The following is a 17812-nucleotide window of genomic DNA, read 5'->3' as shown; positions in this document are numbered from 1 at the left end:
GTTAGAAGAACGTGCGAATCAAGCCGACCACTCGGTCGTCGGCGTCCAGCTCCGGGATGAGCTGCCACTTGTCGAACACGGTGCACGGGTGCGAGATGCCGAAGCCCAACCAATCGCCGACCCCGGCGCGGTCAGCCGGACCCAAGCGAAGGTAGGCGTGCTGATCGTTCACCTTGGTGACGACGCTGCCGGGCAGACTCAGCGGTACGGGCAGATCCTGATCGAACGACACGTCGCGCCGGCCCATCGTCAGCACCGCAAGCTCTGGGTCGGGGCGCGACACCACCTGCGCCCACACCTGCAGCGCGGGTCGAAGCACATCGCGGAGCGGCGACGTGCGCGCGTAGAGGCCGTGGTCGTGCGTCAGATACGCCCCGCTACGCACGATCGTGCGCCAGTCGCCCGTCAGGACATCTGCGACCGCGTCGAAGTACGTGCTGCCACCGGCCGTCACGATGACGCGGTCCGTCTCGAACAACGGGCCCAGTCGCAGCGCCGCAGCGCGCATCTCACGTAGATAGCCGGTGACGACCGCCAGCGCGTCCGGTGTCACGTCGTGTCCGAGGGCGGCCTCGTACCCGGCCACGCCGACCAGCCGCAGCCGGGGCGAAGCCGCAGCGGCCTGCGCGACTTCGTCGACGGTCGCTGGTCCGCGGCATCCGGTGCGCCCGCCGGCCAACCCCACCTCGACGCAGACGTCGACCTGCCTCTGCGCCCCCGCGGCCGACAGCGCATCGGTCATCAGCTCCACACCGCGAACCGAATCGACCCAACACACCAGACGAAAATCCGGATGAGCATCGAGTTCAGCGGCCAGCCAATGCAGTCCGGCCGCATCCACCAATTCATTGGCCAACACCACGTCGCGCACGCCGAACGCCCGACACACCCTGACCTGGCTGACGGTCGCCGCCGTGATCGCGCACGCGCCGGCGGCGAGCTGACGTGCAAACAACTGTGGCGCCATGTGCGTCTTGCCGTGCGGCGCCAGCTCGACTCCGCGGTCACGACACCAGTTCGCCATCGCGCTGAGGTTGTGCGTCAGCGCGTCGGAGCGCAGCACGCAGACCGGCCCGACTGCCCCCTCATCGAGCAGATTGGGCGCCGAAGCACAGATCTGCGCCGGGGTGCGGCCCCACCACGACGCCGGCATTCCCTTGAAGCGCCAGTCCAGCGGTTCGTCGGCCAGGGCGGCCAGCGCCGCCGCGTTGATGGGTGCGGCCATGTATTGATTTAAGCTGGCGGGTCGTGACCTCTCCTGATCAGCCCAACTCCGAGTCCGACGTTCCCGAACAGTTCCGGATCCGTCAGGCCAAGCGGGAAAGGCTGCTTGCCGAGGGACGCGAGCCATACCCGATCGAGGTTGCCCGCACCCATACCCTCGCCGAGATTCGGCAGGCCTATCCGGAACTCGCGGCCAACACCGAAACCGGGCAGATCGTCGGTGTCGCAGGCCGGGTGATGTTCGCCCGCAATTCCGGAAAGCTGTGTTTCGCCACTCTGCAGGAAGGCGACGGCACTCAGCTGCAAGTGATGGTCAGCCTTAACGGCGTCGGCCAGGAATCGCTTGACGCTTGGAAATCCGACGTCGACCTGGGTGACATCGTTTACGTCCACGGTGAGGTGATCAGCTCGCGACGCGGCGAACTGTCTGTGCTTGCGGATTCTTGGCAAATTATTTCAAAAGCCTTGCGGCCGCTTCCCGTCGCTCATAAAGAGATGACCGAAGAGTCTCGGGTGCGGCAGCGCTATGTCGATCTGATCGTGCGTCCCGAGGCGCGCACCATTGCTCGTCAACGCGTGGCCGTGGTGCGCGCGGTGCGAGATGCGCTTCACAGACGCGGTTTTCTCGAAGTCGAAACGCCAATGCTTCAGACGCTCGCCGGTGGCGCCGCCGCGCGCCCGTTCGTAACGCACTCCAATGCACTCGATGCGGACCTGTACCTTCGCATCGCACCGGAACTTTTCCTAAAGCGTTGCTTGGTGGGCGGTTTCGACAAGGTCTTCGAGTTGAATCGCGTGTTCCGAAACGAAGGTGCGGATTCCACACATTCACCAGAATTTGCGATGTTGGAGACATATCAGGCGTACGGCACCTACGACGATTCCGCCACCGTGACGCGCGAACTTATTCAGGAGGTTGCCGACGACGCGATCGGTACCAGAAAGCTGCCACTGCCTGATGGCACCATCTACGATCTGGACGGCGAATGGGACTCGATACAAATGTATCCGTCGCTGTCCGAGGCTCTCGGAGAACAGATCACGCCGCAGACACCCGCGGATGAGTTATGGCGGATTGCTGACCGTCTGGGCGTTGAGATTCCGCGCGACCGCGGTTACGGGCACGGCAAATTGGTCGAAGAACTATGGGAGCACACGGTCGGTAACAAGCTGTGGGCACCGACATTCGTGCGTGACTTTCCGGTGGAGACGACGCCGCTCACGGCGCCTCACCGCAGCATTGACGGCGTCACCGAGAAGTGGGATCTGTACGTCCGGCGCATCGAGTTGGCGACCGGGTACTCGGAACTCATCGACCCGGTAATCCAACGCGAAAGGTTCGAAGCACAAGCGCGTGCGGCGGCGGCCGGAGACGACGAGGCAATGGCTCTCGACGAAGATTTTCTGGCGGCATTGGAGTATGCGATGCCGCCGTCTACGGGCACCGGAATGGGTATCGATCGGTTGTTGATGGCTTTGACGGGACTGTCGATTAGAGAGACTGTTTTGTTCCCGATTGTTCGTCGACACATGAACTGATCTGCTTCGATTGAGAACTTGTTGAATGGTGTGCAGTTATATGGCACATTGGTCCCGGGGGTTCGAGATCTAATCTATGCATCTAGGTGCAGCCGTAGAAGGGTCAGTGTGAGCTAATGGCGAAGAAAGTGACCGTCACCTTGGTCGATGATTTCGACGGTGAAGGTGCCGCCGATGAGACGGTCGAATTCGGGCTCGACGGGGTGAGCTATGAGATCGACCTTTCTTCCAAGAATGCTGCAAAGCTTCGAAACGACCTGAAGCAATGGGTTGATGCGGGCCGCCGAGTCGGCGGTCGTCGGCGCGGGCGTTCCGCTGGATCGGGCCGGGGGCGGGCGGCGATCGATCGCGAACAAAGTGCCGCAATCCGCGACTGGGCTCGACGCAACGGGCACAACGTGTCCACCCGCGGACGCATCCCGGCCGACGTCATCGACGCATTCCACGCGGCAACGTAATCGGCCGTTGCCAGTTGTCGTCCGTACGGATGACAACGTGTACCGCTTTCGCTAGCGGCGAACCCGTCGCGTCAACGGATCCGGAAACGTTTTCCTCAACATGGGCGTTGCTATGTCAGCGCGCCGGGTACAGGGCCTTAGGCACGCACAGTCATCCCGCACCGCTCATCCGACAACTCCGGCACGCGACGCAGGGGTGGCGGTCGCCCACTAGACTTGGGTGACGGGTACGGCGTGCATGCGCAGTGCCTTTTGATGGAGAGCAGGTAACCACCGATGTTTGAGAGATTCACCGACCGTGCCCGCAGGGTCGTCGTCCTGGCGCAAGAAGAAGCCCGGATGCTCAACCACAACTACATCGGGACCGAGCACATCCTGTTGGGACTTATTCACGAGGGTGAGGGCGTAGCGGCCAAGTCGCTGGAGTCGCTGGGCATCTCGCTCGAAGGCGTGCGCAGCCAGGTCGAGGAGATCATCGGCCAGGGGCAGCAGGCGCCGTCCGGCCACATCCCCTTTACCCCCCGCGCCAAGAAGGTGCTGGAGCTGAGCCTGCGCGAGGCGCTGCAACTCGGCCACAACTACATCGGCACCGAGCACATCCTGCTCGGCCTCATTCGCGAGGGCGAAGGCGTGGCGGCCCAGGTTCTGGTCAAGCTGGGTGCCGAGTTGACGCGCGTGCGTCAGCAGGTGATCCAGCTGCTGAGCGGATACCAGGGCAAGGAGACCGCGGAGGCCGGCACCGGCGGCCGCGGCGGTGAGGCGGGCAACCCGTCCACCTCACTGGTGCTCGACCAGTTCGGCCGCAACCTGACCGCGGCCGCGATGGAAGGCAAGCTTGACCCGGTCATCGGCCGCGAGAAGGAAATCGAGCGGGTGATGCAGGTCTTGAGCCGGCGCACCAAGAACAACCCGGTGCTGATCGGCGAGCCCGGCGTCGGCAAGACGGCCGTCGTCGAAGGGCTGGCGCAGGCGATCGTGCATGGCGAGGTCCCCGAGACGCTGAAGGACAAGCAGCTCTACACGCTTGACCTCGGTTCGCTGGTGGCCGGCAGCCGGTACCGCGGTGACTTCGAGGAGCGCCTGAAGAAGGTGCTCAAGGAGATCAACACCCGTGGCGACATCATCCTGTTCATCGACGAGCTGCACACGCTGGTCGGTGCCGGTGCCGCTGAGGGCGCGATCGACGCCGCGAGCATCCTCAAGCCGAAGCTGGCGCGAGGCGAGCTGCAGACCATCGGCGCCACCACGCTCGACGAGTACCGCAAGTACATCGAGAAGGACGCCGCCCTGGAGCGCCGGTTCCAGCCGGTTCAGGTCGGCGAGCCCACGGTCGAGCACACCATCGAGATCCTCAAGGGTCTGCGGGACCGCTACGAAGCGCACCACCGCGTCTCGATCACCGACTCCGCGATGGTCGCGGCGGCCACCCTTGCCGACCGCTACATCAACGACCGCTTCCTGCCGGACAAGGCGATCGACCTGATCGACGAGGCCGGCGCCCGGATGCGGATCCGTCGGATGACCGCTCCGCCAGACCTGCGCGACTTCGACGAGAAGATCGCCGAGGCGCGTCGCGAGAAGGAGTCCGCGATCGACGCGCAGGACTTCGAGAAGGCGGCAAGCCTGCGCGACAAGGAAAAGCAACTGGTCGCTCAGCGCGCCGAGCGCGAGAAGCAATGGCGCTCAGGTGATCTCGACGTCGTGGCCGAGGTCGACGACGAGCAGATCGCCGAGGTGCTTGGCAACTGGACCGGCATCCCCGTGTTCAAGCTGACCGAGGCGGAGACCACTCGGCTGCTGCGCATGGAGGACGAGCTGCACAAGCGGATCATCGGTCAGGAGGACGCCGTCAAGGCCGTCTCCAAGGCGATCCGCCGCACCCGCGCCGGGCTGAAGGACCCCCGGCGTCCGTCGGGCTCGTTCATCTTCGCCGGCCCGTCCGGTGTCGGTAAGACCGAGCTGTCCAAGGCGCTCGCGGAGTTCCTCTTCGGCGACCAGGACGCGCTCATCCAGATCGACATGGGCGAGTTCCACGACCGCTTCACCGCCTCGCGGCTGTTCGGCGCCCCTCCGGGCTACGTCGGCTACGAGGAGGGCGGCCAGCTCACCGAGAAGGTGCGGCGCAAGCCGTTCAGCGTGGTCTTGTTCGACGAGATCGAGAAGGCGCACCAGGAGATCTACAACAGCCTGCTGCAGGTTCTCGAGGACGGCCGCCTGACCGACGGCCAGGGCCGCACGGTCGACTTCAAGAACACCGTATTGATCTTCACGTCCAACCTCGGCACGTCCGATATCTCGAAGGCAGTCGGCCTGGGCTTCTCCCAGGGCGGTGGAGAGAACAACTACGAGCGGATGAAGCAGAAGGTCAACGACGAGCTCAAGAAGCACTTCCGGCCCGAGTTCCTCAACCGCATCGACGACATCATCGTCTTCCACCAGCTGACTCGCGACGAGATCATCCGGATGGTCGACCTGATGATCACTCGGGTGGAAAAGCAGCTCAAGGGCAAGGACATGGCCATGGAGCTGACGGACAAGGCCAAGTCGCTTCTCGCCAAGCGCGGGTTCGACCCGGTGCTGGGTGCTCGGCCTCTGCGCCGGACGATCCAGCGCGAGATCGAGGACGCTTTGAGCGAGAAGATCCTCTTCGAAGAGATCGGACCTGGCCAGCTCGTCACGGTCGACGTCGACAACTGGGACGGCGAAGGCTCCGGCGAGGACGCGGTGTTCACGTTCACCGGGACCAAGAAGCCGGCCAAGCCGGTCGAACCGGAACTGGAGAAAGCTGGCGCCGCGGGCGCGCCGAGCGCGACAGCCGCAGAGTAATAACGACAACGAAAACGGGCGGTTACCCTCTCACCGGGTAGCCGCCCGTTTTTCGTGTCTTGTCGCAGAAAGGACCGTGCGTGCTGATTGTTACCTCCAACGACCTTCCCGGATGGGAGATCCAGCGGGTCTGCGGCGAGGTGTTCGGGCTGACCGTCCGTTCCCGCAATGCGTTCGCTCAAATCGGCGCCGGATTCAAGTCGATGTTCGGCGGTGAGTTGCAGGGCATGACCAAGAACCTCGCCGACAGCCGCAACGAAGCGATGGGCAGGCTGATCGCCGAGGCGCGCGCCCGCGGTGGCAACGCGATCGTTGCGATGCGCTTCGACACCACCGAACTCGGCGATGTCTGGACCGAGATCTGCGCGTATGGCACCGCGGTGCAGGCCGTCCCCGTGACCGACGGGGCGAAGTACACCGCCCAGCAATTGGGATACGGCGGCGCGTAGCCAAGGCGTAGCTGGTTCGACGGCGGACAGCGACAGCTGCGCGCGGACTGCTCGATAACGGGGATTACGCTTCAAGCGATGCGGTTAGTCCCTAGTGTTCGCGTGCTTCTCGGAATTGGAATCCAAAACTCATGAGGTCGATCAAAGCTGCTCTCGCTGCCTGCGCTATCGCGGGCGGCCTCACCGCCGGGGCGATGAGCCTGGCCGCCGCCACCGCGAATGCCGAGCCGACCGTGCCTCCGCCGCTTCCCGCCGAACAAGGCCCCGATCAGCCTCCGGCAGCTGCACCTGCATGGGCGCCGCCTCAGCCGCGGCAGCCGGTCTGGGTGCCCGGCAACCCTGTGGTGTGGGATGACCACTACAAGAGTTGGGGCCTCTGGATCAACGGATTCTTTCTTCCGCTTTAGCGAGCCCCGTCGCCGTGGCATCCCACAGGGCAGTTATGACGCGCCAGCCTAGACGTCTTAGTTACGATGCTGCTGTAATCGGCGGGCGAAGGAATCTGGTGAGAATCCAGAACGGTCGCGCCACTGTGACAGTCAGACCCGACGTCCGCCATCACCTTGAACTGGGACGCGAAATCCCGGAAAGGAAAATGAGATGACCTCTCCCGAGGCCCGCAAGACCGTCGCACCAGCCGTCGACCTCTCGATTGCCAAGGCGGCGCTGTGGTTGTCCCTGACGGCGTTCCTCGCGTTGGTGGTGCTGTACTTCGTCGGCCTTGACCAGGGGGCGACGTCGGTGTTCGGCGACAACATGTACGTGCACGAATTCGTGCACGACGCTCGCCATCTGCTCGGCTTCCCCTGCCACTGAGCGACACCCAGTATGGAAAAACGAATAATCGCGCGCGGCTTATTGGCTGGCGCAATTGGTGGCGTGCTCGCGTTTCTGTTCGCGCGCACATTCGTCGAGCCTGTGATCGACCGCGCTATCGCGTTCGAGGAATCGCATGACCACGGCGGTCACGAGCACGGTGTCGAATTGTTCAGCCGCGGTGTGCAGGCCAACGTCGGCATGGGATTCGGTGTGCTGGCATTCGGCGTCGCGATGGGCGTGTTGTTCGCGGTGGCTTACTGCGTGGCCTACGGCCGCGTCGGCAACATCTCACCCAGAATGCTGTCGGTGTTCCTGGCGGGCGCAATGTTCTTGTCGCTCTATGTGATTCCGTTCCTGAAGTATCCGCCCAGTCCGCCGGCGGCCAGCTTGGAGGAGACCATCCGCCAGCGCACGCTGCTGTATCTGCTGATGGTCGTGCTGTCGGCGGCGCTGATGGTGGCGGCGGTCTATCTGGGCCGCGGCCTGGTCAAGCGGTACGGCAGCTGGAGCGCCACGCTGATCGCGGGCGGATCATATGTCGTCGCGATCTCGATCCTGATGCTGGTGCTGCCGACCATTGACGAGACGCCGGACCATTTCCCCGCCGATGCGCTCTACGAGTTCCGTCTGTACTCGCTGGGAACCCAGTTCGTGTTGTGGGCGATGATCGGGCTGGTGTTCGCGTCGATGGCACAGCGGCTGCTCACCGAACCGCAACGACGGGAGAGCATTACCGCGTGAGCGAGGTCGTCCGGCTCACCCTCGTATCCCACGCGATGACGGATGCGATGGCGGCCGGACGATTCCCCACCGACGAACCGCTCAACTCAGTCGGCCATCGTCAGGTCGACACGTCGATCGAACTCGGCGTCGCTGAACGCGCCTACTGCGGACCGGAGAAGCGCACCAGGCAGACTGCCGAACTGCTCGGCCTGCACGCCAGCGTCGACAACCGGCTGGCCGATCTGGACTGCGGCCGCTGGAAAGGAGACGTGCTCGGCGGTGTGCGTCCGGCCGATCTGGCGATCTGGCTGACCGACCCCACGCGCGCCCCGCACGGTGGCGAGTCCGTCGTCGAGCTGATCAGCCGGGTGCGCGGGTGGATGGATTCACTGACCGCCAGCCGCGTCCGGCTGGTTGCCGTCACCCATCCGGCGGTTATCCGCGCGGCGATACTGGTGGCGCTTGACGCACCGCCAAAATCGTTCTGGCGCATCGATATTGCGCCAGCAAGCCGAACGGTGATGCATTTCCGCGGGCACGCGTGGACGCTGCGGTCCAGCCTCTAGGCGACCGGTCGCTTCTTCGCATTTGTGGCGAGACTGCAGTTGTCGTGGATAAGTGTGAGTAGCGGCGACGATAACTACGATCTCGTGGACGCTGCGGTCGAGCCTCTAGGCGACCGGTATCCGCTCGAAGGTCTGATGCACGATCGACAGCAGCCAGCTCGCCGCGGTCGAACTGTAGAAATGCGGCCAGTTCAACTGGAAGCTCACCACCCATGGCTGTCCGCTGTGGTCGACCGCGTACCAGCTGAAGGTCAAGTCGCCCGGCAGGTTTCCGCCCTTGGCGCCGATATACGACCACTTCAACTTGTCCAGTTCGATACCCGGTATGGCCGAAAGGATCTGCTTGACCGGCGCGGCCTTGCCGACCGCAGCGGCCTGCAGCGCGGCGTGCACGCGGCAGATGTCGGCGGCGCTGCCGTACCACTCGACGCCATCATCGGACGCAGGAGCGTGCGTGCGGTTCGGATCCGGTTGAAACGGACGGGAATTCGTTTCCTGCAGCAGCTTGACCCGATCCTGCGGAGAGCCATGTTTCCACTGCTCACGTAGGTCCGGCTCGCCCCAGCCGACGGAGAACAGCTCGTGCATCGTCGGGAACGGGGTCATGCTTGCCGGATCGTGGTGCCCGGCCGCGACCAGAGCCCGCTCGACGGCGCCGGGTCCCAGACGCGCGATCAGCAGGTCTGTCGCCATGTTGTCGCTGGCCGAAATCATCTCCTGCGCCGCCTTGCGGACCGACACTTGCGCGCCTGGGGGCAGCTCCTCGAGGCCCGCCGAGCCGACGGCCTTGGCCTCGTCGGTGATGATCAGCGGGTCGTTCCAACTCACCGTTCCCGCTTTGATCGCATCCGCAACCGCAAGCAGCACATAGAGTTTGAAGATCGAAGCGAGAGGCAGCGACAGGTCGGTGTTGGTGCCTGCCAACGTCGAACACTTACCGTCGGTCACCTTCGACACCTGATACGAGTAGCGCGCCCCCGACTTGCTCAGCTCTGTGTCGATGTCTGCCCAATTGTTGATCACGGGCGGCATCAGTTTCACCGCGAACCGGTCGACCATGCCCTGTGCGTTGGTGCGCAGTTCGATGTCCTGCGCCGCGCCATAGGGGTTCAGCGTGTGCAAGGTCGCGACGCCCGCACCGATGTCGATGCCGGCAACCGTGATCGGCCGGTCCAGCCACAGATTGCCCATCGCGCTGGTGATGCCGTTGACCTGCTCCGGTGCGGCCATCGTGCGCACCCCGACCGTGCCGATCGGCCAGTCGGAGTTGATCATGTCCATCGTCTGCTTGGCCCGAAGGCCCTGTGGCGTGTTGATGTCGATGGGCACGCCGTAAGCGGCGTCGGCCGTGGGGGCCGTTCCGGTGTTGGCGCAACCGCCGGCCAGTGCGACGACGAGCAGGACAGCAATAGTCAGGCCGGCCGCACGTCGCGCCCGGCCCGCGCTACGCCTTGGCGCCGGTGCCTGCAACGTCAAGCACAACCTCGAATTCCAGCAGCGAGGCACCGGTGGCTACCGGGTTGGCACGCTGGCCGGCGTGTGCCTCAACGGCGGGCCCGGTCGCCCATGCCTGGAACGCCTCTTCGGACTCCCACTGGGTGACGACGAAGTAGCGGTCTTCACCCTTGACCGGGCGCAGCAGCTGGAAACCGAGGAAACCCGGCTGGTTATCGACGGCGTGTGCACGGTTGGCGAACCGCTTCTCCAGTTCGGGGCCGGCGTCGGGCGGGACCTCGATTGCGTTGATCTTCACGACGGGCATGCGGCAAGGTTACCGAACCGTGATGTGCATGATGTCGGCATGCAACTCCTGAGCCCGCACGGCGGCGATGGTGAGCCGCTGGTGCTGGTGCACGGCCTGATGGGACGGGGCAGCACGTGGTCACGGCAGATCCCGTGGCTCACCCGGCTCGGTGCGGTGTACACCTACGACGCGCCGTGGCATCGCGGCCGCGATATCGCCGGTCCGTATCCGATCAGCACGGAGCGGTTCGTCGAGGATCTCGGCGAGGCGGTCGCTGAGCTGGGGCGGCCTGCTGTCCTGATCGGTCATTCGATGGGCGCGCTGCACTCGTGGTGCCTGGCCGCGACGCAGCCGGACCTGGTCACCGGTGTGGTGGTGGAGGACATGTCGCCCGATTTCCGGGGGCGCACGACGGGTCCCTGGGAGCCGTGGCTGCATGCGCTGCCGGTCGAATTCAGTTCGGAGGAAAGGGTTTACGACGAGTTCGGTCCTGTCGCAGGCCGGTACTTCATCGAGGCGTTCGAGCGAACCGCGACGGGCTGGCGGTTGCATGGGCACACGACCTATTGGCTCGAGATCGCCGCCGAATGGGGCACCCGCGACTACTGGAAGCAGTGGAAGGCGGTGCGGACGCCGACGCTGCTCATCGAGGCGGGCAACTCCGTCACGCCGCCGGGCCAGATGCGTGAAATGTATGAGACCGGCTACCAGGCAACGTATTTGCACGTGCCCGGAGCCGGTCATCTGATCCACGACGACGCACCGCAGATCTATCGGGAAGCGGTCGAGTCGTTCCTAGCGACGCTCGCCCATCGCGCCTGACGCGGGCCAGAACGGCTGGTGCTCGAAACGGGTGCGGATCGCGTCCACGTCGTGTGCAATGCGGAATCCGTCGCGGTCGTCCTCGAATAAGCGGCCCATCATCGGCGCGGACCAACGGAACTGGTCGAACCGGATGCGAAGCGAGTCGGAGCGATGTGCGGCCCAGCTGAGCACCGCTGCCACCGCGAACGGGGAGATCAGGATGAGGAAGGTCAGTGCAGTGGTCATGGCAGTAATGCTCCGCTCATAAATATCCCGCCAACAGTGGCAGGAAGGACACCTTGAGATAAAATGCTGCCATGGCTATTAAGAGCGTATCGGCGCTGGTGCTGGACGGTCTAGCGATTTTTGAGTTCGGCGTGATCTGCGAGGTCTTCGGCATCGACAGGTCCGCCGACGGTGTCCCGAACTTCGATTTCAAGGTCTGCGGACCCGAGCCGGGCAAGCCGATCCGGACGTCCGTCGGCGCCACGCTGACGCCGGAGTGCGGCCTCGACGGGCTCGTCGGCTCGGACCTGGTGGCGATCCCCGCGATCAGCGCTCAGAACGACGGTTATCTACCCGAGGCGTTGAAGGCCGTCCGTGAGGCCGCCGATTCCGGCTCGATCATCCTCACGGTCTGCTCGGGGGCGTTCGTGGCAGGCGCCGCGGGTCTGCTCGACGGGCGGCCGTGCACCACGCACTGGATGCACGCCGACGAACTGGCCAGGATGTACCCGACCGCCAAGGTGGACCGCAATGTGCTGTTCGTCGACGACGGCAATCTGATCACCAGCGCCGGCACCGCGGCAGGCATCGACGCGTGCCTGCACCTGGTCCGGCGGGAGCTCGGCAGCGAGGTGACCAACAAGATCGCCCGCCGGATGGTGGTGCCGCCACAGCGCGACGGCGGGCAGCGTCAGTACATCGACCAGCCGATCCCGGTCCGCTGTTCGGAGGGTTTCGCCCCGCACCTGGACTGGGTGTTGAGCAATCTGGACAAGCCGCTCACGGTCGCCACGCTGGCCCGCAGGGTCAACATGTCGCCGCGAACGTTCGCCCGGCGGTTCGTCGAGGAAACAGGCCGCACGCCCATGCAATGGGTCACCGATCAGCGGGTGCTCTTCGCCCGCAGGCTGCTGGAGGAAACCGACCTCGACGTCGACCGCATCGCCGACAAATCGGGATTCGGCACGGCGACGTTGTTGCGCCACCACTTCCGCCGGATCATCGGCGTGACGCCGTCAGATTACCGGCGCCGGTTCTCGTGTAACGGGCCGTGCGAGGAGGCCGCGGCTACCGCCTGATTGCCGCGTTCTCACGCACGAGCGTGAACACCCGCCAACGGCCGGGCACGCCCTTGAGTTCGTGCTCGCCGCGCTCGATGAACTTGCGCCGCGATCCTGTGACGATCTCGCGCACGGTCGACGACACCAGCACCTCGCTTGGACCGGCAAGTGCCGCGACGCGCGCACCGATATGCACGGCCATGCCGGCGACATCGTCGCCGCGGATCTCGACCTCGCCGGCGTGAATGCCGACGCGCACCTCGATGCCGAGTGCGCGCACGGCGTCGACGATCGCGTCCGCGCAATCGATCGCGACGCTGGGACTGGTGAAGGTCGCGACGAATCCGTCTCCTGCCGTGTTGACTTCGCGACCGCGGAACCGTCCGAGTTGGTGGCGGACGATGCGGTCGTGGTTGTCGAGCAGGTCGTGCCACTCTAGATCGCCGAGCTCCGCGGCGCGCCGTGTCGAGCCGACGATATCGGTGAAAACTATTGTGGTGAGCACGCGTTCGGCGTCGAAGCCGCCGCGCACACCGGTGATGAACTCTTCGATCTCGTCGAGGATGAGCGCGGTGTCGCCCACCCAATACAGCGAATCTGCGCCTGGGAGTTCGACGTAGCGCGATCCGGCGATGTGCTCGGCGAGGTAGCGGCCGTGTCCGGCCGAGACGAAGGTGGCGTCCGCGCGATGCAGGATCAATGTCGGCGCCGTGATGCGCGAAAGTCGATCGCGGACGTCGGTGGTGGCCACGACGTGGCTTACTGTCCGAGCCATGCTCGGTGACGCCGCGCGGTTGCCGGCCTGGTCCCACCATTCTCGGAACGCGTTGTCGCCGACGACCGTCGGCGCGATGGACTCCAGAATATCGAAGCCCTGCTCGACCGCGTCCGGCTTCAGCGCGACCTCCCACTGATCGGGGCTGTATCCCTTGACGCCGCATTCGTAGTCGGGTGCCCACAGCACGCGGGCGGCCGCGTTGACGAGTATTAGGCCGCGCACGCGGTCGGGGTGTTCGGCAGCGAGGACGAGTGCAGTGGTGGCGTTGAAGCTGGAGGCGAAGATGTGCGCCTGCTCGCAGCCGACCGCGTCCATCACCGCGATCGCGTCCTCGGCCCAGAACTCCGGCCCGATGATGTCAACCGAGGGCAGCCGCGACGACATGCCGATGCCGCGCTGGTCGAAGCGGACCACCCGGGAAAACGACGCAAGGCGGCGATGGAACCGGTACATCGACGGCTCGGCGTCGATCGAATCGATTGGAACGTAGGGCCCAGGCAACACGAGCAGATCGACCGGGCCTTCGCCGAAGACCTGGTAGGCGATGTCCATGTCGCCGCAGCCGGCGTAGCGAGTCCGCAGAGCCTGCGCCACAGCCTCAGGCTAGTCGCCGCCCTCGCCCGCCAGAGCGAAACGGCCATCGGGCGTCTGCTCGACCAGCCCGTCGACAAGCAACGAGTCCAGCGCACGGTCTCGCTGCGCGGTGTCGGTCAGCCACGCGACGTCCAGCTGCGCGCGGGAAACCGGAGAGTCGTTGCCCCGCAACACATCCAGCAGCCGGCCGCGCACCTGACGGTCCGTGCCGGCATACCGCTGTACCCGCCGCGTCACCGAACCCGCCGGAAATCCACCCGACCGCCACGCGCATGAGCTCAGCGGGCAGAGCCCGCAACGCGGTGAGCGCGCAGTGCACACGGTTGCCCCCAGTTCCATCAATGCGACCGAAAACCGCGGGGCCACAGGATCTTCCGGCAACAACGCCTCGACGTCGTCCAGATCTCGCGACGATGACGATGCCGCTGCGTCGGCCCGTCCATGCACGGCCCTTGCCACCACGCGACGCACGTTCGTGTCGACGACGGGGACTCGCTGTTGATACGCGAAGCATGCGACGGCTCGGGCCGTGTAGGAGCCGATGCCCGGCAGCGTCAACAGCGTCTCCACGTCCGACGGCACCACGTCACCGTGTTCGGTGGCGATCACCGTCGCGCATTCATGCAGCCGCTTGGCCCGCCGCGGATACCCGAGCTTGCCCCAGGCCCGCAGCACGTCGGCCGCACTCGCGGCGGCGGTCGCCGACGGCGTCGGCCAGCGTGCCACCCACGCCAGCCAGATCGGTTCGACACGGGCCACCGGCGTCTGCTGCAACATGAACTCGCTGACCAGGATCTGCCACGGCGTGACCCCCTCGCGTCGCCACGGCAGGTCGCGCTGCTCGCGTTCATACCAATCGAGCAACTGCGGCACAATGTCGGTCATGCCGAACACCAGCCCCGTGACCGCGTGGAAAGCACTCAAGGAGGGTAACGAGCGCTTCGTTGCGGGTAAGCCCGAACATCCCAGCCAGAGCATCGAGTACCGCGCCAGCCTTGCCGAGGCGCAGAAGCCCACCGCCGTGGTGTTCGGCTGCGCCGACAGCCGAGTCGCCGCGGAGATCATCTTCGACCAGGGTCTCGGCGACATGTTCGTGGTGCGCACAGCCGGTCACGTCATCGACTCCGCCGTGCTCGGCTCCGTTGAATACGCGGTGACGGTGCTCAACGTGCCGCTGATCGTGGTCCTGGGACACGACAGCTGCGGCGCGGTGAAGGCCACGCTGTCCGCGCTGGACGACGGCGTCGTGCCCGGAGGATACGTGCGTGACGTGGTCGAACGTGTCACGCCGTCGATCCTGCTCGGCCGGCGCGACGGGTTGACCAGGGTCGACGAGTTCGAGGCCAGGCATGTCACCGAGACCGGGGCTCAGCTGTGCAACCGCTCTACGGCCATCTCCAAACGCATCGAAGAGGGAGCGCTGGCGATCGTCGGCTTGACCTACCAGCTAGCCGACGGCCGGGTGGTGTTGCGGGATCACCTGGGCGATATCGGCGAAGGCTGACGGGCGACACGCCGAGTCACCTCGGACAACTGGGCGTGACCTGCCCTTACCGTGAGGTTGTGCTGGATCTAGAACCGCATGGCCCGCTACCGAGGCAGATTTACTGGCGACGCAGGGCTTTAGCGCTGGGCATAGCGGTACTCGTCATCGGCGTCATCGCCGCCGTCGTGGTGATGGTGGTCGTGAACAGCACGGGGAGCCCCGACAAGAAGGTCGCAGAGAAGCCGGCGGCCACCCAAGCCGCGGCGCCGACGCCACTGCCCGGTGAGAACCCCGAGATCAAGACGCCCGTCGTAGTTCCTCCGGCACAGCAGGTGCCGCCGCCAACGCCCACGCCCACTGCGGCCGTGATGCCGCCGCCGGTCCTCAAAGAGGGCGACGACTGCCCCGACTCCACGCTTGCGGTCAAGGGCATCACCAACCAGCCGCAGTACATCGTCGGCGAACAGCCGAAGTTCACCATGGTCGTGACGAACATCGGGCTGGTCGCCTGTCAGCGTGATGTCGGCGCGGCAGTGCTCGCCGCTTACGTGTACTCGATGGACAACACGCGCCTGTGGTCGAACCTGGACTGCGCGCCGTCGAACGAGACGTTGGTCAAGACGTTCCAGCCGGGTGAGCAGGTGACTACAGAGGTCACCTGGACGGGGATGGGCTCAGCGCCGCAATGTCCGTTGCCGCGTCAGCCCATCGGACCGGGCACCTACAACCTGATGGTCCAGCTGGGCAACCTGCGGTCCGCTCCTGTGCCGTTCATACTCGCGGCTCCCGCGCAGCAACCACCTCCGGCCGAAGGTGCACCCGTGCCCGCGCCGCAAGGCGGCTAACTAGCCGGCGTTCTCCCCGACGAGCGCTTCGTCGAAGCCGTTGACGTGTGACTCCACCGGCTCCTCATGTTGAGGTTCCGGAAGCTGCTGTTGGTGTTCGGTGCCGGGCACGCCGCCGAGCGCGGCGATGGCCTCTTTGATCCTCGCCGCTTCGTCGTCACTGGGCGTCCCACCCGCCTCGAGCTCGTCGAGCAGACCGTCACGAAGCCCGGCGCCGTTGGCCACCTCATGTGCGGACAGCTTGGCTTCGACGCGCGTGACGTACATCTGCTGGCCCAAACTCGCGCCAGGCGCAGTGGCGGCGTGTGCCATCAGCGAGTCGTAACGCCGCCGTACATTGCTGAGCGCCACGATCACAGCGGGTGAGGGCCTGCGGGTGCTTGCCGCGTCGGTGAGCGCGGCCCGCAACTTCCGCATGCCGGACAGAACGACATCGGCGCGCTTGTGGAACTTCTTGTCCTCCGGGAACGGCAACGCGTCGATCGCAGCTGTGTACATGTGCATCGCCGCCTCGGAGAGGTCGACGATGATCGACGAATCACCTTCCTGCGCGGGTTGTCCCATGGGCCCTCAATTCTCGAGCGGTCATTCGGTGGCGGTGAATACTGCTCGACACTAGCCGTCCGTGCCGGTGCGTGTGCACCGGCATGAGGTGGGGGCGCGACGGCCGCGCCCGTGCGGCTCTAGTCTGAACGCGCACGGCGGCAGCATCGGGTGAACGGGAGGTGACGGTGACCGGACTAGCGCAATTCCCCAGTGCCACCGAGGATTCGGAACCCGGTGACATGAGAGCCTCCGAGCAACCTGTCGCGGTAGTCGCGCCAATTCGCCAGCAACCCCCTCGCTCGGGCACGACCCAGCGCTGGCGCGGTGTCGGATGGTTTGCCTGCGGTGCGGCAGGTCTTCTCGCCATCGCGTGGTTCATCTTCCTCAGCCGTGGAGAGATCGGGTCCAAGGCCGAGTGGTTCTTCGGCGCCGCCGTGTTCTGCGTCGTGATGGTCAGCATGTGGCAGATCGTCAACATTCAGCGGCAGGCGAACCTGCATGCCGCCGAAGCCGCAGAACGACTTCGCACGGAGTTGGTGGCCGCTGAGGAGCGCGCCGCGCGCGAACTGGCGATGACCCAAGCGTTGCACCGGGTCGAGATGGAAGCGCGGGAGAAGTTGTACCGCGCCGAGGTCGAGGCTCAACGCGAGTTGGCCTGCAACGAGCGCATGCACCTGATCAATCAGCTCCAGAAGCAGGCGATGATCGAGGTATCACGTGCGGTCAACGGGCACACGCAAATGCTCGCCAACCTGTGGAACGAGGCTGCGCGCATCCTGCGCATCGAGGACCGCGACTCACGGGAGCAGGCGATGAGCCCGATCTTCGAGCAGATCAGCCGCGTCGTGAACGACTTTTCGGTCGAGGTCAGCAATGCCAACCTCCTCCTTGAGGACGATCGCCTGCATCGCGCGCTGAACCAAGTGAACGAGGCCGCGTTGATGGCGATCCGCGTGGCGCAGGAATTGCAAGATGCCGTCGTCGAAGGCCGGACTCCGAAGCAAGACTCGATCCGGACCGTACAGCGACTCATGCTCACAAGAGCTGCAGAAGCTCGCAGGCTCGCGTGGGAGCTGGTCCGACACGGGCTCGACGACACAAGAGCCGCAACGGAACTGCGCTGAA

Annotated in this window: 20 protein-coding genes and 1 riboswitch; of the genes, 13 read left to right on the top strand and 7 right to left on the bottom strand. The window is 65.2% G+C overall.

Features of this window, described 5'->3' with window-relative positions; translation table 11 throughout:
* Position 1: 1 nt before the first annotated feature.
* Positions 2-1225, bottom strand: coding sequence for an alanine racemase (locus ACWW36_RS06785; protein ID WP_456140816.1), 1224 nt, complete (start codon positions 1223-1225; stop codon positions 2-4).
* Positions 1226-1248: 23 nt separating this feature from the next.
* Between ACWW36_RS06785 and lysS the strand changes: the two genes are divergently transcribed.
* From lysS to ACWW36_RS06745, 8 genes are all read left to right on the top strand, one after another.
* Complete coding sequence (gene lysS / locus ACWW36_RS06780; protein ID WP_456140815.1) at positions 1249-2763, top strand: lysine--tRNA ligase; 1515 nt, start codon at positions 1249-1251, stop codon at positions 2761-2763.
* 116 nt (positions 2764-2879) lie between these two features.
* Complete coding sequence (gene lsr2, locus ACWW36_RS06775) at positions 2880-3221, top strand: histone-like nucleoid-structuring protein Lsr2 (RefSeq protein WP_456140814.1); 342 nt, start codon at positions 2880-2882, stop codon at positions 3219-3221.
* Positions 3222-3497: 276 nt separating this feature from the next.
* Positions 3498-6047, top strand: coding sequence for an ATP-dependent protease ATP-binding subunit ClpC (clpC1, locus tag ACWW36_RS06770; RefSeq protein WP_456140813.1), 2550 nt, complete (start codon positions 3498-3500; stop codon positions 6045-6047).
* Positions 6048-6127: 80 nt separating this feature from the next.
* On the top strand, positions 6128-6496 hold the full coding sequence (locus tag ACWW36_RS06765; protein WP_456140812.1) for a YbjQ family protein: 369 nt from the start codon (positions 6128-6130) through the stop codon (positions 6494-6496).
* Positions 6497-6627: 131 nt separating this feature from the next.
* Entirely contained in the window at positions 6628-6903 is a 276-nt protein-coding gene (locus ACWW36_RS06760; protein ID WP_456140811.1) for a hypothetical protein, read from the top strand.
* Between the two features lie 47 nt (positions 6904-6950).
* Positions 6951-7143: riboswitch (cobalamin riboswitch) on the top strand.
* Positions 7144-7168: 25 nt separating this feature from the next.
* Positions 7169-7312, top strand: coding sequence for a CbtB domain-containing protein (locus ACWW36_RS06755; protein ID WP_456140810.1), 144 nt, complete (start codon positions 7169-7171; stop codon positions 7310-7312).
* A gap of 12 nt (positions 7313-7324) precedes the next feature.
* The gene (locus tag ACWW36_RS06750; RefSeq protein WP_456140809.1) at positions 7325-8056 is read left to right on the top strand and encodes a CbtA family protein; all 732 of its coding nucleotides are present in this window, start codon (positions 7325-7327) and stop codon (positions 8054-8056) included.
* On the top strand, positions 8053-8604 hold the full coding sequence (locus ACWW36_RS06745; RefSeq protein ID WP_456140808.1) for a histidine phosphatase family protein: 552 nt from the start codon (positions 8053-8055) through the stop codon (positions 8602-8604). The genes ACWW36_RS06750 and ACWW36_RS06745 overlap by 4 nt, the downstream gene beginning before the upstream one ends.
* A 105-nt stretch (positions 8605-8709) precedes the next feature.
* On the opposite strand, the gene ACWW36_RS06740 is transcribed toward ACWW36_RS06745, so the two are convergent.
* Positions 8710-10074 (bottom strand): serine hydrolase, encoded by a 1365-nt coding sequence (locus ACWW36_RS06740; RefSeq protein WP_456142390.1) that lies wholly within the window; start codon positions 10072-10074, stop codon positions 8710-8712.
* On the bottom strand, positions 10049-10366 hold the full coding sequence (gene mhuD, locus ACWW36_RS06735; protein WP_325337630.1) for a mycobilin-forming heme oxygenase MhuD: 318 nt from the start codon (positions 10364-10366) through the stop codon (positions 10049-10051). The genes ACWW36_RS06740 and mhuD overlap by 26 nt, the downstream gene beginning before the upstream one ends.
* Before the next feature lie 39 nt (positions 10367-10405).
* Between mhuD and ACWW36_RS06730 the strand changes: the two genes are divergently transcribed.
* A complete protein-coding gene (locus ACWW36_RS06730; protein WP_456140807.1) occupies positions 10406-11170 on the top strand; it encodes an alpha/beta fold hydrolase in 765 nt (254 codons plus the stop codon).
* Here ACWW36_RS06730 and ACWW36_RS06725 read toward each other — a convergent pair.
* Positions 11144-11398 carry a hypothetical protein gene (locus ACWW36_RS06725; RefSeq protein WP_456140806.1) on the bottom strand — a complete coding sequence of 85 codons (255 nt, stop codon included), beginning with the start codon at positions 11396-11398 and terminating at the stop codon, positions 11144-11146. The two genes, ACWW36_RS06730 and ACWW36_RS06725, sit on opposite strands and share 27 nt — an antisense overlap.
* A gap of 71 nt (positions 11399-11469) precedes the next feature.
* Here ACWW36_RS06725 and ACWW36_RS06720 point away from each other — a divergent pair, with 71 nt between their 5' ends.
* The gene (locus tag ACWW36_RS06720) at positions 11470-12456 is read left to right on the top strand and encodes a GlxA family transcriptional regulator (protein WP_456140805.1); all 987 of its coding nucleotides are present in this window, start codon (positions 11470-11472) and stop codon (positions 12454-12456) included.
* On the opposite strand, the gene ACWW36_RS06715 is transcribed toward ACWW36_RS06720, so the two are convergent.
* Positions 12446-13810 (bottom strand): alpha/beta fold hydrolase, encoded by a 1365-nt coding sequence (locus tag ACWW36_RS06715; RefSeq protein ID WP_456140804.1) that lies wholly within the window; start codon positions 13808-13810, stop codon positions 12446-12448. The two genes, ACWW36_RS06720 and ACWW36_RS06715, sit on opposite strands and share 11 nt — an antisense overlap.
* 9 nt (positions 13811-13819) lie before the next feature.
* Positions 13820-14695 (bottom strand): A/G-specific adenine glycosylase, encoded by an 876-nt coding sequence (locus tag ACWW36_RS06710; RefSeq protein ID WP_456140803.1) that lies wholly within the window; start codon positions 14693-14695, stop codon positions 13820-13822.
* On the opposite strand from ACWW36_RS06710, the gene ACWW36_RS06705 reads away from it, so the two are divergent.
* Positions 14694-15314 (top strand): carbonic anhydrase, encoded by a 621-nt coding sequence (locus ACWW36_RS06705; RefSeq protein ID WP_456140802.1) that lies wholly within the window; start codon positions 14694-14696, stop codon positions 15312-15314. The genes ACWW36_RS06710 and ACWW36_RS06705 overlap by 2 nt on opposite strands.
* Positions 15315-15373: 59 nt before the next feature.
* Entirely contained in the window at positions 15374-16141 is a 768-nt protein-coding gene (locus tag ACWW36_RS06700) for a hypothetical protein (protein WP_456140801.1), read from the top strand.
* On the opposite strand, the gene ACWW36_RS06695 is transcribed toward ACWW36_RS06700, so the two are convergent.
* Positions 16142-16705, bottom strand: a complete 564-nt coding sequence (locus ACWW36_RS06695) for an XRE family transcriptional regulator (protein ID WP_456140800.1) — start codon at positions 16703-16705, stop codon at positions 16142-16144.
* Positions 16706-16872: 167 nt separating this feature from the next.
* On the opposite strand from ACWW36_RS06695, the gene ACWW36_RS06690 reads away from it, so the two are divergent.
* The gene (locus tag ACWW36_RS06690; protein WP_456140799.1) at positions 16873-17811 is read left to right on the top strand and encodes a hypothetical protein; all 939 of its coding nucleotides are present in this window, start codon (positions 16873-16875) and stop codon (positions 17809-17811) included.
* Position 17812: the final 1 nt, after the last annotated feature.

This window comes from Mycobacterium sp. MMS18-G62 (assembly GCF_053877835.1).
Note: the sequence above shows the minus strand (reverse complement) of the source record. Positions and strands in the feature narration are given on the sequence as shown.

Excerpts from the sequence above, each read along its gene's own strand:
- ACWW36_RS06785 (WP_456140816.1), bottom strand. The coding sequence starts at position 1,225 with ATGGCCGCACCCATCAACGCGGCGGCGCTGGCCGCCCTGGCCGACGAA.
- lsr2 (WP_456140814.1), top strand. The coding sequence starts at position 2,880 with ATGGCGAAGAAAGTGACCGTCACCTTGGTCGATGATTTCGACGGTGAA.
- clpC1 (WP_456140813.1), top strand. The coding sequence starts at position 3,498 with ATGTTTGAGAGATTCACCGACCGTGCCCGCAGGGTCGTCGTCCTGGCG.
- ACWW36_RS06760 (WP_456140811.1), top strand. The coding sequence starts at position 6,628 with ATGAGGTCGATCAAAGCTGCTCTCGCTGCCTGCGCTATCGCGGGCGGC.
- ACWW36_RS06750 (WP_456140809.1), top strand. The coding sequence starts at position 7,325 with ATGGAAAAACGAATAATCGCGCGCGGCTTATTGGCTGGCGCAATTGGT.
- mhuD (WP_325337630.1), bottom strand. The coding sequence starts at position 10,366 with ATGCCCGTCGTGAAGATCAACGCAATCGAGGTCCCGCCCGACGCCGGC.
- ACWW36_RS06730 (WP_456140807.1), top strand. The coding sequence starts at position 10,406 with ATGCAACTCCTGAGCCCGCACGGCGGCGATGGTGAGCCGCTGGTGCTG.
- ACWW36_RS06725 (WP_456140806.1), bottom strand. The coding sequence starts at position 11,398 with ATGACCACTGCACTGACCTTCCTCATCCTGATCTCCCCGTTCGCGGTG.
- ACWW36_RS06720 (WP_456140805.1), top strand. The coding sequence starts at position 11,470 with ATGGCTATTAAGAGCGTATCGGCGCTGGTGCTGGACGGTCTAGCGATT.
- ACWW36_RS06705 (WP_456140802.1), top strand. The coding sequence starts at position 14,694 with ATGCCGAACACCAGCCCCGTGACCGCGTGGAAAGCACTCAAGGAGGGT.
- ACWW36_RS06710 (WP_456140803.1), bottom strand. The coding sequence starts at position 14,695 with ATGACCGACATTGTGCCGCAGTTGCTCGATTGGTATGAACGCGAGCAG.
- ACWW36_RS06695 (WP_456140800.1), bottom strand. The coding sequence starts at position 16,705 with ATGGGACAACCCGCGCAGGAAGGTGATTCGTCGATCATCGTCGACCTC.